We start from the raw sequence: 14,770 nt of genomic DNA on the forward strand, positions 1-14,770 counted from the left end.
TCTGGTCTCCTCCGGAGCCGCGACGCGCCGTCACTACGTGACGGACAGTCGCGGTGAGCCTCCGGCTCACCGGGCGGCGAAGCGGGCCCGTACGTGACGGAACGTCACGGGGCTTTGTTCTTAGGGGTGCCATCGACGGATTCGTGTCGGCCCGGTCGGCCCGGTCGGCCCACCCCAGGTCAGAGGCAGTTTTAGGCGGTCCGACACGAGTCGGACCATGTCGGCCCGGGGTCGGATCCTGTCGGCCCGGTGTCGGCCCGGGGTGGCCGGCCACCCTCCGGGCGGCCTGACGTCCCACTCAAGAGTCACAGTGTGTAGTGATGGTGAGGCACTGTCAAGACCGTGCAGAGACTCGGAGTTGAGTACGGAGCGTGACAGGTGAGTGGTCTACACCATAAGGTGAATTGCCGAAAAGGAAAGGCACCATGAAGAGGTGCAAGGTCCGAGTTTGGCGGCATCAGAATGGGATCATGAAAAAACGGCCGACGCGGATTTACCCGCGCCGACCGCTTTTTCTGTGTTGATGCCCTCTGAGGCCGAATTTAAACGCTGATTAGGCGGAGAATCCCACAGCGCTCGCGTAATGGTACTCGCCCCAGTCGGTGCCGATGTCCATTAGCCAGTCACACCATTCGTCTTCGAGTGCATCCATGTCGTCTTCAGCCCAGCAGGCAACAATTTCGTCCCACCGTCGAATTACAAGGGAGCGATGGCGAATGTCTCGCTGCCTGGCCTGTCGGACCCCGGATTGATCTACCGGGGAGATTTCGACGCGGGTGCCGCCCCCTGCATTGAGTCGGCGGAGAAGGTCTTGAGCTACGTTCCGGCGCCGGTAGTCCCAATAGGCGGTGTCGATGCGCTGGAGGTTGGCCCGCGTCGGGATCTGCGTTTCTGCCAGCCAGCCGAACAGGGTCCTGCGGCTGACAGCGATCCCGGCGCGGTCCATGGCCTCATACCCGGGGGCTGAGGCTGTGAGGTACCGCAGGCGTGCGGCAAGGCCGCGGTCGCTGTCGACAGGGGAGGCGATCCCGCCGGCCAACCGGTCGAGCTGCTGGGCAACCAGCTCGTGACTGCCCAGACCGCGAGCACCGTACTTGCCGAATTCATTGACTCTGCCCGGCATTTACTTGCCCTCCCCGATCTCGTATTCGTCCTTCACCTTGACCTGAGCAACGCCCCGACCTTCAGGAAAGACTGACTGCCAGTCGCCGACCACGTGCAATTCATCGGTGCCCGCCATCTTAACAATGGTCAGCCCGGAATTGTGGGCCTTCATTGCCTTCATCCAAAGATTCGAGAAGGCTTGGGACCGGATGATGTGCATCCAGTCCGGGCGACGAATGTCGTGATTCGCATTCGACTCCCCCAGAGTGGAAACGAACTTGGAGTACATCGACTTCACGTACTCCAGGGTTACTTCGTCGCCGGATTCGATTGAGCTCTCTCGTGCATCCCTCAGAGTGCGGCGGAACTTCTCCAGGAGATTTTCACTCGCACCTGAGGTGTACGACTCATGGATAACCGGGGTTTCACACAGACTCCCATATTTCTCTGTGGCCAGCCGGAGCAACAGGCGCATGGTCGGTTCGGTAATCCAGACTTGGCCCGATTCCTGGCGGTCCCCGAGAGGGTTGGGAAGCTCCGAGTGATTCCATTCTGGCGGGGTGATGAGGTAGACGCCAGAACGGCGCGGATTGTGGGCTGACTCGGTGCTGTGCTGCAACGCGCCAATGGGCAGATGGGTCTTGAGGGCGGACAGATAGGCGCCGTTCATATCCAGCGCGGTAACCGTCTGCCGGGGGCCCTTGCGAGTCAGGTCTTTACGGATGAACTTCGGCCGTGCTTCCCAGATTTGGTCAGCTCCCTTGGACGACTTCTTGTGAAGGATGTCGAGCACGGGGAGATAGGAGGTGTGCTCGTACCGGGCCCCGGTCCGGCAGACGTCCAGGAGTGCCATGGCGTCAGGGATGGCGCGCTTAACCAGGGCCGCGGTGGCCGCTTCGACGTCCCCGCCGTGGGCCTCTAGGGCCTCTCCGACGGCCTGTGCGATGAGGTTCGGGACTTCGGCCGGCGCCTGGATCGGGCGCTGGGACCCTTGCTGAGGAACGGAGGCCTCAGCGCTCGGCTCCTGGTTCGCAAGGTCGCAAGCATCCTTGGAACCTTGCAAAGCAGCATCCAAGCATTCTTGGAAGCTGGAATCCGTGGAACCTTGCTGCGGGCCCTCGGCCTCCGCCTGCTGCCCGTGCTCGTGGTCCTGGCCGCGCTCGGTCTGCTGCTCCTGGTCCTCCTCCTCGGCCGGACCCCCGTACTCCTCCTCAGCCTTGGAGATTGAGAAGCAATACATGCGGAGAGGAAGGCGATCGGTGTGTTGGCGCAGCGTACGAGAGATTCGCTTCCGATCGTTTCGCCCATCGCCAGGGATGAGTACTTGACGCGACTTCATATCTGCCAGGCACGCAGAGACATTCTCGATTTCGACTTTTCTCGAAATGAGTTCCAGGCACGTTGGGATAACCCACAACTGATCAGCCGTTGTGAATCCCTGGATCTGCGACCGCATTTCACCTTCGAGGAGCCCCGGAACCCGATCAATGGTCGGAAACTCGGAGGGGGATACCCTCGCGGCATCAAGCGCGTCCCACAGCCGTTGACCCGCTGGGAGGTGCGCCGCGACCGCCGAGACCGTGGCCGCGTCCAGCAGCTCACGCGCGGCCTTGTCGGCGGCCCTGCCCAGCTCGGGAATCTCGACGACCTCACCGAGGATGTGCGCGCCGACCACCCATGCCGCGTGCATCCCGGCGATAGTGCCGGCCACGCCGCCGACGTGCGCGCCATAGGCGTTGGCCAGACTCCGGTGGAGCTTGCGCCACTTGGCCAGAGAATCCGCCGAGTAGGCCCCGGCCTGGATCGCCCACTCGAAGGGCCAACCCGCGAAATCGGCGGCGTTCCGCTTGAGCCACTGGGACAGGTGCTCTGCGTTCGGGTTCGGCTCAACGGTCTTGCCGTCGGCGTCCACGAACACGTTCGTCCAGAACGGGCCGGAGACTTCGTACAAGCGACTGGCAAGGTCCTCGGTCTGCCCGGCGCGGCGCAGGGGCCGGTTCGAGCTGGAGCCGAGCAAGGAGCAGAAACGGCCGTTGCCCGGCATCACAGTGCCGTCCTTGCCGCCGGTGGTACGGGTGGCTCCGGCGACGATGACGGAAAGCAGCTGCTCTGCTGCCGCAAGGTTCAGAGCGAGGGAGGAGAACTCCTCGCGGAAGATCGGCAGGAACCGTGCCTCACGCAGAACCTGGGGCAGACCCTGCTTGGAGGTGTCCCAGCCCCGGAAAAGCTGCTGTGTGTCGCCGCGGATCGATCCGTAGAGGCAGGCCTGGACAACCTGGGTGGTGGACTTGCCGCACTGGCCCTCACCTTGCAAGTTGAGGATGCAGGCGGGCAAGCCGAGCATTTCCAGCAGCGGGGCGATGAACGCGGCGCCGAGCACGAGCGCAGTGGGGCCGTGCTCGTTGGCGAAGTAAGCAGCCAGGCCCCAGAAGTCCCGGGCAGGCTCTTCCTCCCCGCAGGTGACGCGGTATCCGATGTCCTGGGCTGTAGCCTCCGGCATGACCAGCGAGCCATCCGAGGCCCGGGAAGCGCGGGAGGGAACCTCAGGCGCGTTGAGTGCCTGCTTACGGATCACCGTGGCGAACGCCTGGATTGCGTCGCGGCCGGACGGGCGAGGCATCCCGATCTTCCCTGCCCAACCGCCGTTGTCGAGTTCATCCTCAGACACCAGACGCGGGCCCTCGACAGTGTCGAGCAAGTAGCGAATGCCGTTGTGCTTGCCGTCCTCAGACCGGGCCGTGACCAGCCCAATCACTTCGGGGACGAAGCCGACGAGCATCGGCGCGCCGTCGCGCTTGGCGCTGTGGGAGATTGCCCGGGTACCGGGGTTGAAGTACCACCCGGCGCGCATTCCGACAATCGGCCACAGGAACGGGCCGACAGACTCTTTGCGCTGCTCAGGGGCGGAATCGGTGGTGTTGTCAGTGGGTCGTTTTCTCATGAAACGGGCTCTTTCTGGCCCGCTGCCGTGGCGGGGGAGGAGAAATCTCCCCTACACTCGGCCTCGGACCATGCAGGTCAATGCGAGCCCTTCGGGATAGGTGTTGGAGCACCAGTGACCCCGGGGGGTTCTCGCATTTTGTGGATCTTCTGTCGTCTGTGGCGGAGAGACTACGCCGTGTGTGGGAGCGTCCCCTCCTCCCCCTTCTTCCTTGCCGGGCGCTTGCCCCTGACCTCGATGCCGGCCTCCTGCAACCAGGCGTAGAAGACACCCGTACTGACCTGGGCAAGGTCTTGGGTCCGGCGGCGCGGCGCACCGACGTGCACGGCCTTCACGGCTGCATCGCCCAGGGGCTTGAGCAACTCCTCTGCTTGCCTCAGCAGATCGGCCCGGCGCTTGCCGAGGTCGGCTACTTCTCGCAGAGCGGCGGCCTGCTGTTCCTCTCGCAGCTTGCGGTCGTCGTTAGTCACGGGGAGAGCCTATCTCAATAAGCACGCTGCGTGCAGTCGTTGCACGGTTCGTGCTTTCGTGTCATGGTGGGACCACCCCGGAAACGGGGCGGCCCCGGCAGGTGGTTGGACACCGCGCCGAGGCCTGAGACCACCCACCTACGTACATAGGAGGGCGATCCTGTGATGGATCGTACCGGCGTGCGGGCGCACGCCTTGACTTGGCAGCACGAGCCCCAGCCCTGCGGTACCTGCCACGGGGCCAGGGGTTTCTTCGAGACCGGTGAGGTCGACGGAGTGCAGGTCAGCATTTGGCGGCCGTGTGGCTCTTGCTCGGGAACGGGGGTGCGGTGATGGAACGCACCACGCGAACGGTGACGGTCGCGGGCCGGTCCCGCGAGATTCCCGTGACCCCGCCGGACGTGCCGACGGACTGGCGTGAGATTGGCCTGAGGGCGGCGTTGGTAGTGGCCGGGCTGATCACGGTGGCGACGGTTGTCTACTCGACGATGAGCATCGCTGAGCTGTTGGGCGGCTGGTGGGGCTACGCGGGCGGCGCCGTGTTCGACGCGGCGTGGATCGTGACGCTGCTGCTGGCCGTGGTGCACCGCTACGACCCTGCGCAGCGTCGGGCAGCGGACAATGCCGGGTGGTGGCTGCTGGCCGCATCGATGGCGGTGCTTGTCGTGCACGGCATCCGCGCAGATGACTGGGGCCAGGCCGTAGGCGGCCCCGCTGTTTCGCTGGTCGCCAAAATGCTCTGGCACACGGTGCTGGCATCCATGTCCCGACCGCTGACGGCGGACGCGGCGGAGTGGTTGGCCGCCGAGCGGAACGAGGCATACGCCGAGCTGGCCATCGCGGACACCGCACAGCAGGTGCTGCGGGCCCGTGGCCGCGCGGCCCAGGTGCGGGCGGCGCTGGAAGCGAAATACGGCGCGCTGGATCCGGAGCCGGCTCGGGCCGTCCACGTCGAGCGGGCGGCCCAGCCCGAGCCTGAGCGCTCCCACACCGGGCTGCGTGAGCGCGCCATCGCGGATCAGACGCGGGCCCGGGTCTCACTGGAAGCGGCGGCGGACGCCGGATTCTCAGCGGCGGAGATCGTGTCCATCTCCGCCCGGATGCGCTCGGAGACTCCGCCGGATACGACCCTGACCAGCACGGATAAGGGCGGAGACATCCGCCCGGGGACTGAGCGGATGCCCGAGCCGGAACCCGCTCAGGCGATGTCCCTGAGGGCCACGGTGCACAGGCTCCACAAGCTCGGCGTGGGCGACGCGGACGCGGTGGAGCGGCACGCGGTGGCGGTACTTGGTCGACCGGTGAGCCGCGACTCTGTTGACCGCTACCTGCGGGAGGCCAAGAACGCCGCAAGCGCTAAGGGTCCGACGGCCAGTCACATGAGCGGGGGCTACGCGTGATGTGGAGCCGACTTCCGTACGCGGTGCGGCTGCTCGCCGTGGCGCTGCCGCTGCTGGCCGGCCCCGCGTGGCTGATGGAGCGATGCGGTCTGCCGTCCTGGCTGGCCTGCATGCTGGCGGCGCCGCTCGCTTGGGCGGGCACCGGGCCGATGGCCGCTAGCGAGGCCGCCCGGCACGGCCAGTCGCCTGAGTAGCAAAGCCGATGCGGCTGTCCGAAGGGCCGCCTACGCTCCTCGAATCCCGTGACGGTCCCGGCGGGACAACCCCCGCCGGGACCCCCTCCCACACATGACGCGCAGTCAGGCACCAGGAGGTACGCACAGCATGACGACCCCAGAGGTCCAGACACAAACCACAGGCCCGCCAACTCCGGCCGAAACCGCTCCGATGACAGATGCCGGTGTGGGCGCTACGAACGGGTCGGAGATCGTTCCGGCCCAGCGCACCACCACCGAGTCGGATACTTCTGCCGACTCAGCCAGCACCCCTGGTGCTATCCCTGGAATCCCGCTGCTCACCATCGGTGCCACGTCCACGGCGACCGTGGTGTCCACGGTCGGACTGGCGGCCGGGCCCGTTGCCGCTGTACTGACGGCCGGGGGCCTGGCAACGACCGCGGCTGTTACCGCGATTGCCCGTGCCCCCCGCACCCCGGCCAAGGCTGGGACCAGGAGGAGCACCAGGAGCACGAACGGCACCACCGGGCGGGGCGGCGCGGGTACACGGTCGTCGTCCGGTGGGTACCGGCCGACCGCAGGCCGATTCGGCGGCGCGTTCTCGGGCCGCCGCGCGGGGGCGCGGTCCGGGGCGGGGCTGCGGTCCGGGGCCGCGGCTGGCGTCCGCGCGGCGCGGACACGAGCGGGTCAGATCCAGTCGGCCCGCGCGGCATCGGCCGCCTCACCGTTGTCGCGGGGACAGAAGAGGCAGCAACTGACCGACGCCCGGCGCGGCATGGCTGACGCCCGCCGTAACGCCCGTACGCAGGCACGTGCGGACCGCAAGGCGTCAACAGGGGCCGGTCGAACTCCGGCGTCCCACAAGGCCGTTGGAGGGGGCACTGGGGGTCGTGGTGGGCGCCTGATGTCCCGTGCGGGGCGGGCGCTCGGCGCGCTGCGACGTGGCGGCTCCGGTGGAGGCTTGAACTCTGGCCGGGGCTCGGGTGGGGGGAACCTGCGCAAGGACAAGCCCGCCGACAAGCCGAAGTCCCGCCTTGCCGGGTGGCGCGAGACCCGGCGGAGGGCCATGGACGACATGCGGGCCCGCAAGGTCGCAGCGGCCCGTGCCAGCAACGAACTGCGAGCCCGGAACCGTGCCCGTAAGTCCGCGCTCCGCCGTTCTGCAGCCCGCTTCCACGCCCGCCGCATTGCCGCCGCACTGCTGGCCACGCCCATGGGGCTCTTGTCCATGCTGCTGTGGCTGCCCGCCAAGCTCTTGAGGCTCCGTCCGCCGCAGTGGGGCCGCCGTCTCTACCGGTACTTGGCCCAGAGCGCATCCGAGGCCCGCGCGCAGCGAGACGCCGTGGCGTACGACGAGCACGACCAGGAGCAGGCCGCCGCCGAGGAGCAGAACCGCGCGCGACTGCCCGAGGTCGAGGAAGCGATCGACTCTTCCCCGACGACCACGACCACCAACACCAACACCAACACACAGGAGATGAACCCCATGGCTTTCGATTTCCGCGCCGCTGCCGAGGAGATGCTCAGGCAGGCTCAGACCGCCGAGCCCGGCGGAATGATGAACGTTCTCGCCGCCTTCCAGACCCTTCCCGAGGCCATCGGCATGGTTGCCGAGACCTTCGGCGTTGTCGCCGGTCGGTGCTCGGAGGACATGCCGCTTGAGCCCGCCGTGGCCGACGCGATCATGGACCTCCACAAGCAGCTCATTGCCTGCATCGACTCCGCATCCGAGGTCTCAAAGGTGTTCGAGACCGCCCACGAGGCGGACATCCGTCGCCACGTCGATCCCCGCCCGTCCGAGGAGCAGTGGGACGTCAGCTCCAACCAGGAGTAGTCACCCATCGACGCGGGCCCGGGATGTCCCCGGGCCCGCCCCTCCAACAGAAGGGCAGGAACACCATGACGGGCGACTCCGTCAACAAGCGCAAGGCCAGTCCCGCCGCCCACACCGCGATCGACTGGGTGGCCGGCCACGGCAACGTCACGGGTCCAGTGGCCATGGCGACCACCGCGGCTGCCGTCGCGAGCGTCGGAGCCTTCGCCGAGATGCCCAGTGCCTGGCCCCTCCTCGTGGGCACGGTCGGCGCCGCAGCGCACGGCGTCGGTGTGGGCATCCGCCGCCGACTCAGCAAGACCAGCATCACCGTGCGCGCCGCGTGCTGGCTCGCCACAGGGGGATGGAGCAGTGCAGTCATTGCGTCCGACCCCACGTCCTGGACGTCGAGCAGCTGGTGGGCCGCCCTGGGCACTCTCACCGCGATTGCCCTGGGTGCCGGTGCGGGGCTGCACCGGGCGGACATCCAGGAAGAGGCGCTGGATGAGTCCCGCCGTGCCATGGAGGCCGCCATGCTGGAAGCCAAGGTGGCGAAGGAGGATTGGGGCGTCATCGACCGTTGGATGACGCTCATTCGTGAGGTCGCCCGGGTCGAAGCGACGCCTGAGGGCTTCACCCGCCGGCCGAACGGGTCCGGGTTCGCCCTGGAGGTTGCGTTGCCGGTCGGGTACCCCTCCGACCGGTTCCAGCCGTACAGCACGGCGCTTGCCGAAGCGGCACGCCTCCCGATGGGCTGCCTGGTGAGCATCAACAAGGCACGCCGCCAAGGCCATGTCGTGCTCGACGTCGACACGCAGGACACGTCCGCCACCACAACATCGTTCCCCGGCGACTACTCCCCGCTGAGCGTCTTGAACGGCCTGCCCTGGGGCCTGGACCGCAGGGGCAAGACAGTGGACGTGTACATGCGTGAGGCGTGCGCGCTGATCCTCGGGCCGCCCGGAACGGGCAAGACAACGCTGCTGGATTCGATCCTGGCCCAGTTCACTCGCTGCGTCGACGTCCTCGTGTTCGGGATCGACGTAGGCAAGCGCGGTGACGCGTTTGTCCCGTGGCTGGCTCCGTGGATGGAAAGCCAGGGCCTTTCCTCACCCCCGCCCCACACCGCACGTCCGCCGAAGTCCACACGGCCCGGTGTCGATTGGGTCGCGGCCACGGTCGAAGAGGCAGACGTTCTGCTGGATGCCCTCATCGACATTGGCGAGTCTCGCCTAACTGAGTATCGGGAGTTGATGCAGCAACAGGACACCAAGCTTCTTCCTGTGAGTGCACAAGTCCCAATGATTTTCTGCATTGTGGACGAGGGGGCTGAAATGCTCGCCTATCAGGGAATGGACCCTCTTCGAAAGCGCGTAAAGGAAAAGCTGGTCAAGGTAATGCGGACCACTCGGGCAATGGGAATCCGTCTGATTCTCACTGCAACGGACGGGAATCTCACCAGCCTTGGCGACAGCGCGGTTCGGAAGTACAGCCCGGTTCGAATCTCACTCACGTGCACGGACCCGGAGGGCGCCGGTACCGCCAAGCTCTTTGGGCAGGTAAAGGGACTCGATGCCCGGCAACTTAGGGCAAAGGGATCGGGTGTTATCGGTGCGTCGACCGACCCCGGGTTTTCCCCGAAGCCGTTCCGCACCTGGGTGACCGCGCCGTCCCTGGCGAGGGAGGCTTGCCTGGCGACCGAGGCGACCCGCCCGGTCCTGGACGCGCCGTCGGCCCGGGCAGCCGGTGACGTCTACCTCAACCGGTGGGCACCCGAGAGAATCGCGTGGCTCAGCGGTGGCACCCCGGCGACCCCGGCCTCCACGTCCGCGGCCCCGACCCGCCCGGGGATCGCCACCACCGACCTCCGGGCCAAGCTCCGAGTTCGGGGGCAGGAGACGCCGCCCGCCGCCGAGGATCAGGAAGCCGCGGTGGAGAAGTTCCTTGAGGAACTGGGCAAGCTGCCCGAGGCCGAGGAGCCCCGTCGCGGGTACCGCCCTCCGGAGCTCCGGTTGAACGTCCGGGGGCAGACACCCGCGACCGACGACGACGGCCAGGCCGCCGAGCCCCGCAGCAACGAAGGAAGTGACACCGGCGGCGACTGGAAGCAGGCCGCCCTCAGGATCGTCCAAGAGGCCGACAGCGATGAGTGGCTGAGCACCTCGGAGATCCGGGCCCGGCTGGAGGCCGACGGCATCGAGGTCAACCGGTCCACCCTCGCCACGGAACTCAGCGAGATGGCTCGCCGGGGGCAGATCACCAAGCGCGGAACCGGCCCGCAGACCCGCTACGGCAGCAACGCAGAGTGATTGTTGTCGTTGTTGTTGTTGCCGCTCTCCTCGGGAAAACCCGCTCTGGGCCCCGGGGAGAGCTGTTTTACCAGGGCTAACAAGCCCGACAACAACAACGACAACAACAACGAGCCCTACCATCCACCACACACAGTGAAGAGACGCCGATGCTCACCAGCGACGCCGCACCGCCCAGCGGTGGCCTGTACGACGCCGACTCGCGCAGGCTGCTGACCCTCATGGCACACCTGATGCGGTGGTCCACCCGTCTCCGCGTCCAAGTGCTGCACCACTCTGTCGACCCTGCGGAAGAGCGCGCGTACACGATGCACAAGGCGGCAGCGACCGACCAACTGTCGCTGCTCTCCCCCGGCTATGCCCGGCACGCCGAACATGCCCAGGAGGCCGCCGCCGAGCTGTGGCGGCTCGACTCTCAGGACGCTGCTGGGCCCTACCCAGCCGACCCCCGGGCCTACGTCCGCCGGCAGTACGGTGCGTGGCTCGGGGAGCGGAACCGGGATGACGATCCACTGAGCCCGGGGGACGCCTGGGGGGTTTGAGCCTAGGTACGAAAACGGATGCGGCCCACCGTGAAGATCACTACGGTGGGCCGCTTCGCGTGGATCATGAACGGGGGATCTCATGGACGACGGGGACCGGCTAGCGGTCACGCTGGCGGTGGTGCTGTTGGTCGGCGTGACGCTGATCAGTCGGGAGCTGGTCGGCCTCTGGCCGACCGTGGCGATCGCGTACGGGCCCGTTGTGGCTGCCTACGCCGTGCCGCCCGTGGTGCGGCGACTGACGTTGGAACATCAAGTGCGCCGACATCGCAGGGCCTTGCGCCGCCTGTAATCCGCGCCAGATTCCCTAAAGCCGCGGGGGGTGCTTGGCAAGCCATTCATCGATTGCCTCAGCCACCGCATCCTTGAGTTTGATCTGATGCACGGCCAGGGAAACTGACAGTTGGCGCCGCAGCAGAGCGGGGATTGTTGTAGTGATTGCGATTTCTGATTCGGGCGCCTTCTCCTTCGGGGTGAGCTTCTTCGTTGACAGCTCACGCCGGGGCAACTGAGGCTCTTCTGATACGTCATCATAGGCGGGCATCAGGCAGCATCCTTCATTACGGTCTCGATGCGGTTTCGGGTCCACTCGTAGACGTCCTTGAAGATGAATTCCATCTGCCGCCCCTCCGGTCCGCATTCGCCGATCGGGCGAGCATTCTCCGACATCTTCTTGAACGCTACGAGTTCAGGGATTCGCGTCGGGCAAATCCCATCCGGTCCAACGATCTTTTCCATTTCCCCGACGCGCTTCCTGTGTACCGCAAGACTTTGCCGGTACCGACTAACCACCATTCCCGCAACCGCGAGTTCCGGGTTCAGCGTGTGGCGGTCCGCCGAGACCCTTTCTTTAATCCGGCGAGCGGCCTCAACTGCCTCGTATTCTCCTTCGCACGGCATAAGGATCACGTCGGTGGCGGTCCAAGCCACGTCGATTTGATGGCTGAGCAGATTAGGTGGGCAGTCGATGATCACCAGATCGAAATCATCGACGACACCCGCCAGAGCGCGCAGTAGTCGCCGCTCGCTCGCCGCCTCGGCTGCCGTCCGGGGCAGCAATTCCAGATCGAGGTGGGCGGGCGCGATCTGGATCCGGTCGGTGTAAATGCCGCCGTACCCGGACGGGACCAGAATCCTTTCGATTTCTCCCCGCCCGGGGCGCTGAAGAACGCTCGCGAGACTGGCCTTTTGGCGCGCGTCGGGGTCGGTGCTCACCTGGGCGCGCAGTCGTCGGGTCAGGTTGCCCTGAGAGTCCATGTCGATGGCCAGGACCCGGTGGCCGGCCTCTGCCGCCGCGACGGTGAGGCCCTGGGCGACGGCCGTCTTGCCGACGCCGCCCTTGTGGTTGGCGATCGCCACATGGGGTGGGGCTGCTGTCATTTCCTGCCTCCTGGTGGGGGAGTCGTCAGGCGCGACGGTGGCAGCAAGCATCCAAGCAAGCAAGTTTCAAAGGGTGAGTGTCCCCGTGGCCCTTGACACCGCTGTACGGAAAGCGCACAGTGGATGTGCGAAAGACGTACAGCTACTGGAAGGGCTCCACTATGTCCGTGTCCATCGAACGCACCACCGCAAGGGCCGCTACGGCCATCTGGGAGGCATCCGACGACCCCCAGCAGTACATCGCCCACGCGATCGACTCGGGGCGACTGGAGGCCGCCCTGGCGGCCCTCGGGCTTAAGGAATACGCCGACCTCAGCGCGCTCCCCGCTGAGCAGCGGGCCAAGCTCCTGCGCGCGGCCTCCGGCCTGGCCTCCGAACTCACCCGGCGAGTCCGACACCTGACCGTCGCGGCGCGAGACATCGACGGCACCTCATGGGCGGACCTGGCCTCGCTCCTGGTCGACGACCCCGGCGCCCGGTCCACCGCACGCTCCACCTACGAGGCCGGCCGCCGCCAGATGGGCCGGTCCTGGGCCTGGCCCAACAAGCCCGTCCCCGACTTCACCGACACCGAACTGATCGAAGCGATCGAGCACAACGAGACCGACCCCGACCCGGTCACCCGGGACCTCGTACGCAGCTGCTCCCGTGAGTGGGAGCGCCGCAGGGGGATCGCCCAGTGACACACCAGCCGACCACGAACCTCTGACCCGTTCTCGCAAGGTTTCAAGCTTCCTTGCGAACTGGGAACCCTGGAACCTTGCGACCCGACTCCCAGGCCAACAGACATCTCACGGACCCGCCCAACCAACCCAGAAAGCAGGCAGACATGGCCGTCTTCAAGTTCGGCAACGTGACCATCAGCAGCAGCGACGTGGACGCGAACACCAGCGGCACCGAGCAGGCCGCAGAGGTGTCCGGCGCGACCATCAACGGTGGCGTCTTCGGCGGCGAGAACTACGGCATCAAGGGCGGCGTTTTCCACGGCGCCGTCCACATCGACACCAACGACCAGTAGCAGCGGGGCGGCCCGCCAGTGCCAACCACCGGGCCGCCCTCACCCTCCACCCGGCCAACCAGGAGAAGGACTCCCATGTTCGCATCAGTGTTCGTCCTGTTGTACGTCGCACACCTCCTGTCGGACTACCCGTTCCAGACCGATCACCAGGCCAGCCGCAAGGCGGAGAAGTCCGCGGCTGGATGGCGCGCGAACCTCGTTCACGCCGGAACTCACGTCGCCGTCTCTGCCGCCGCCCTGGCGATCGGGGCCCTCGTTCTCGACCTCAAGCCCTCCGCGCCGGCCGTTCTGGTCGCGCTGGCATGGGTCGGGATCTCTCACTCCGCCATCGACCGCCGCCGCGGCGTGCTCGCGTGGATGAACCGCACCGGGCAAGCCGAGTTCGTCAAGCACGGCGGTGCGGCCCACGTCGACCAAACCGCCCACATCACCGCACTCGCCATTGGCGCGCTCGCCATGGTCGGCATGAGCTGAAGGAGCCCCACCATGAAGCCGACATACACCACCCACCGGCGCCGCGCCATCGAGCCGGACGGCACCAGTCACGCGGCCAAGTACGCCGGGGACCGCACCCACTTCACCCTGGCCTGTGCCGTCTACCCGATGCCCGTCATCGACCGCCTGGTACACGACGGAGACCACTGGTCGGTCACCTGCCCCGGGTGCCGGACCGCTCTGGCCATCGTCATCACCTGCCCGCTGTGCAAGACGCCCGGCGCCGAAGAGTTCGGCCTGCCCATCCCGAACACCGACGACTCCGCAGACTGTGCCCGCTGCATCAACCCCGAGTGCGGCATCCACTGGGGCCTCGACCCCGCCGCCGACGGGTCGTGCACCGAGTGCGGGGGCTCCGGCCACACCGCGCGCGGCACCATCTACGACCCGCGCTGCGTCGCCTGCGGGGACTCCGCCTAGCCCCACCAAGGTTCCAAGGAAACAAGGTTCCCAGGACCCGTAACTCAACTCCAGCAAGAATGGGGAAAACTCATGGACGCTCAGGAAATCCAGGAACAGCTTCGCCGCCAGCTCGAAGAGCAGGAGCGCGCCACCCGGGAATTGGCTAAGGCAATGGAAGAAGCAGCCCGCCGGGACGGTGGAGCCTAAAGAATAAGGAATGGGCCCGACACGGATTATCCGTGTCGGGCCCATTCCTATTTTCGGGCTCGGGATTCGCTTTTCTGTCGCTTTTCCTTTTCAGTTATTCACCTTATGGTGTAGACCACTCACCCGTCACGCTCCGTACTCAACTCCGAGTCTCTGCACGGTCTTGACAGTAGCTCACCATCACTACACACTGTGACTCTTGAGTGGACGTCAGGCCGCCCGGAGGGTGGCCGGCCACCCCGGGCCGACAGCGGGCCGACAGCGGGCCGACAGGATCCGCCCCTGGGCCGACATGGTCCGACTCGTGTCGGCCCGCCTAAAAGGGCCTCTGACCTGGGGTGGGCCGACCGGGCCGACCGGGCCGACACGAATCCGTCGATGGCACCCCTAAGCACAAAGGGCCGTGACGTTCCGTCACGTGCGGGCCCGCGCCGCCGCCCGGTGAGCCGGAGGCTCACCGCGACTGTCCGTCACGTAGTGACGGCGCGTCGCGGCTCCGGAGGAGACCGGAAG

General features: G+C 66.7%; 15 protein-coding genes. 10 read left to right on the top strand and 5 right to left on the bottom strand.

Features of this window, described 5'->3' with window-relative positions:
* Positions 1-553: 553 nt before the first annotated feature.
* From ACIRJP_RS39960 to ACIRJP_RS39970, 3 genes are all read right to left on the bottom strand, one after another.
* Positions 554-1,123: a transcriptional regulator gene (locus ACIRJP_RS39960; protein WP_404185775.1), complete on the bottom strand. Its 570-nt coding sequence runs from the start codon at positions 1,121-1,123 to the stop codon at positions 554-556.
* Positions 1,124-4,045, bottom strand: coding sequence for a DUF927 domain-containing protein (locus tag ACIRJP_RS39965; protein ID WP_404185778.1), 2,922 nt, complete (start codon positions 4,043-4,045; stop codon positions 1,124-1,126).
* Positions 4,046-4,215: 170 nt separating this feature from the next.
* On the bottom strand, positions 4,216-4,515 hold the full coding sequence (locus ACIRJP_RS39970; RefSeq protein ID WP_404185780.1) for a hypothetical protein: 300 nt from the start codon (positions 4,513-4,515) through the stop codon (positions 4,216-4,218).
* Between the two features lie 332 nt (positions 4,516-4,847).
* Between ACIRJP_RS39970 and ACIRJP_RS39975 the strand changes: the two genes are divergently transcribed.
* The 6 genes from ACIRJP_RS39975 (at position 4,848) to ACIRJP_RS40000 (ending at position 11,047) form a co-directional block, all read left to right on the top strand.
* Complete coding sequence (locus ACIRJP_RS39975) at positions 4,848-5,915, top strand: hypothetical protein (RefSeq protein ID WP_404185782.1); 1,068 nt, start codon at positions 4,848-4,850, stop codon at positions 5,913-5,915.
* Positions 5,912-6,109: a hypothetical protein gene (locus ACIRJP_RS39980; protein ID WP_404185784.1), complete on the top strand. Its 198-nt coding sequence runs from the start codon at positions 5,912-5,914 to the stop codon at positions 6,107-6,109. Before ACIRJP_RS39975 ends, ACIRJP_RS39980 begins: the two co-directional genes overlap by 4 nt.
* Positions 6,110-7,052: 943 nt before the next feature.
* Entirely contained in the window at positions 7,053-7,925 is an 873-nt protein-coding gene (locus ACIRJP_RS39985; RefSeq protein ID WP_404185786.1) for a hypothetical protein, read from the top strand.
* 65 nt (positions 7,926-7,990) lie between these two features.
* Positions 7,991-10,213 (top strand): hypothetical protein, encoded by a 2,223-nt coding sequence (locus ACIRJP_RS39990; RefSeq protein WP_404185788.1) that lies wholly within the window; start codon positions 7,991-7,993, stop codon positions 10,211-10,213.
* A 149-nt stretch (positions 10,214-10,362) separates the two neighbouring features.
* The gene (locus tag ACIRJP_RS39995) at positions 10,363-10,755 is read left to right on the top strand and encodes a hypothetical protein (protein WP_404185790.1); all 393 of its coding nucleotides are present in this window, start codon (positions 10,363-10,365) and stop codon (positions 10,753-10,755) included.
* Positions 10,756-10,837: 82 nt separating this feature from the next.
* Positions 10,838-11,047 (top strand): hypothetical protein, encoded by a 210-nt coding sequence (locus ACIRJP_RS40000; protein WP_404185792.1) that lies wholly within the window; start codon positions 10,838-10,840, stop codon positions 11,045-11,047.
* Positions 11,048-11,062: 15 nt separating this feature from the next.
* Here ACIRJP_RS40000 and ACIRJP_RS40005 read toward each other — a convergent pair whose 3' ends face one another.
* Both ACIRJP_RS40005 and ACIRJP_RS40010 read right to left on the bottom strand, forming a co-directional pair.
* A complete protein-coding gene (locus ACIRJP_RS40005; protein WP_404185794.1) occupies positions 11,063-11,299 on the bottom strand; it encodes a hypothetical protein in 237 nt (78 codons plus the stop codon).
* Positions 11,299-12,135, bottom strand: coding sequence for a ParA family protein (locus ACIRJP_RS40010; RefSeq protein WP_404185796.1), 837 nt, complete (start codon positions 12,133-12,135; stop codon positions 11,299-11,301). The genes ACIRJP_RS40005 and ACIRJP_RS40010 overlap by 1 nt, the downstream gene beginning before the upstream one ends.
* Positions 12,136-12,254: 119 nt before the next feature.
* Between ACIRJP_RS40010 and ACIRJP_RS40015 the strand changes: the two genes are divergently transcribed.
* The 4 genes from ACIRJP_RS40015 to ACIRJP_RS40030 all read left to right on the top strand — a co-directional run bounded on the left by ACIRJP_RS40015 (position 12,255) and on the right by ACIRJP_RS40030 (position 14,068).
* The gene (locus ACIRJP_RS40015; protein ID WP_404185798.1) at positions 12,255-12,818 is read left to right on the top strand and encodes a hypothetical protein; all 564 of its coding nucleotides are present in this window, start codon (positions 12,255-12,257) and stop codon (positions 12,816-12,818) included.
* 146 nt (positions 12,819-12,964) lie between these two features.
* Complete coding sequence (locus ACIRJP_RS40020) at positions 12,965-13,153, top strand: hypothetical protein (RefSeq protein ID WP_404185800.1); 189 nt, start codon at positions 12,965-12,967, stop codon at positions 13,151-13,153.
* A 75-nt stretch (positions 13,154-13,228) separates the two neighbouring features.
* Entirely contained in the window at positions 13,229-13,627 is a 399-nt protein-coding gene (locus ACIRJP_RS40025; protein WP_404185802.1) for a DUF3307 domain-containing protein, read from the top strand.
* 12 nt (positions 13,628-13,639) lie between these two features.
* Complete coding sequence (locus ACIRJP_RS40030) at positions 13,640-14,068, top strand: hypothetical protein (RefSeq protein ID WP_404185804.1); 429 nt, start codon at positions 13,640-13,642, stop codon at positions 14,066-14,068.
* Positions 14,069-14,770 lie beyond the last annotated feature (702 nt).

It is taken from the genome of Streptomyces sp. NPDC102437, from assembly GCF_044765565.1.
Classification (GTDB): domain Bacteria; phylum Actinomycetota; class Actinomycetes; order Streptomycetales; family Streptomycetaceae; genus Streptomyces.

Bases quoted from the DNA above. Each gene is read 5' to 3' on its own strand.
- ACIRJP_RS39960 (WP_404185775.1), bottom strand. From the start codon at position 1,123: ATGCCGGGCAGAGTCAATGAATTCGGCAAGTACGGTGCTCGCGGTCTG.
- ACIRJP_RS39965 (WP_404185778.1), bottom strand. From the start codon at position 4,045: ATGAGAAAACGACCCACTGACAACACCACCGATTCCGCCCCTGAGCAG.
- ACIRJP_RS39975 (WP_404185782.1), top strand. From the start codon at position 4,848: ATGGAACGCACCACGCGAACGGTGACGGTCGCGGGCCGGTCCCGCGAG.
- ACIRJP_RS39990 (WP_404185788.1), top strand. From the start codon at position 7,991: ATGACGGGCGACTCCGTCAACAAGCGCAAGGCCAGTCCCGCCGCCCAC.
- ACIRJP_RS39995 (WP_404185790.1), top strand. From the start codon at position 10,363: ATGCTCACCAGCGACGCCGCACCGCCCAGCGGTGGCCTGTACGACGCC.
- ACIRJP_RS40000 (WP_404185792.1), top strand. From the start codon at position 10,838: ATGGACGACGGGGACCGGCTAGCGGTCACGCTGGCGGTGGTGCTGTTG.
- ACIRJP_RS40005 (WP_404185794.1), bottom strand. From the start codon at position 11,299: ATGCCCGCCTATGATGACGTATCAGAAGAGCCTCAGTTGCCCCGGCGT.
- ACIRJP_RS40010 (WP_404185796.1), bottom strand. From the start codon at position 12,135: ATGACAGCAGCCCCACCCCATGTGGCGATCGCCAACCACAAGGGCGGC.
- ACIRJP_RS40020 (WP_404185800.1), top strand. From the start codon at position 12,965: ATGGCCGTCTTCAAGTTCGGCAACGTGACCATCAGCAGCAGCGACGTG.
- ACIRJP_RS40025 (WP_404185802.1), top strand. From the start codon at position 13,229: ATGTTCGCATCAGTGTTCGTCCTGTTGTACGTCGCACACCTCCTGTCG.
- ACIRJP_RS40030 (WP_404185804.1), top strand. From the start codon at position 13,640: ATGAAGCCGACATACACCACCCACCGGCGCCGCGCCATCGAGCCGGAC.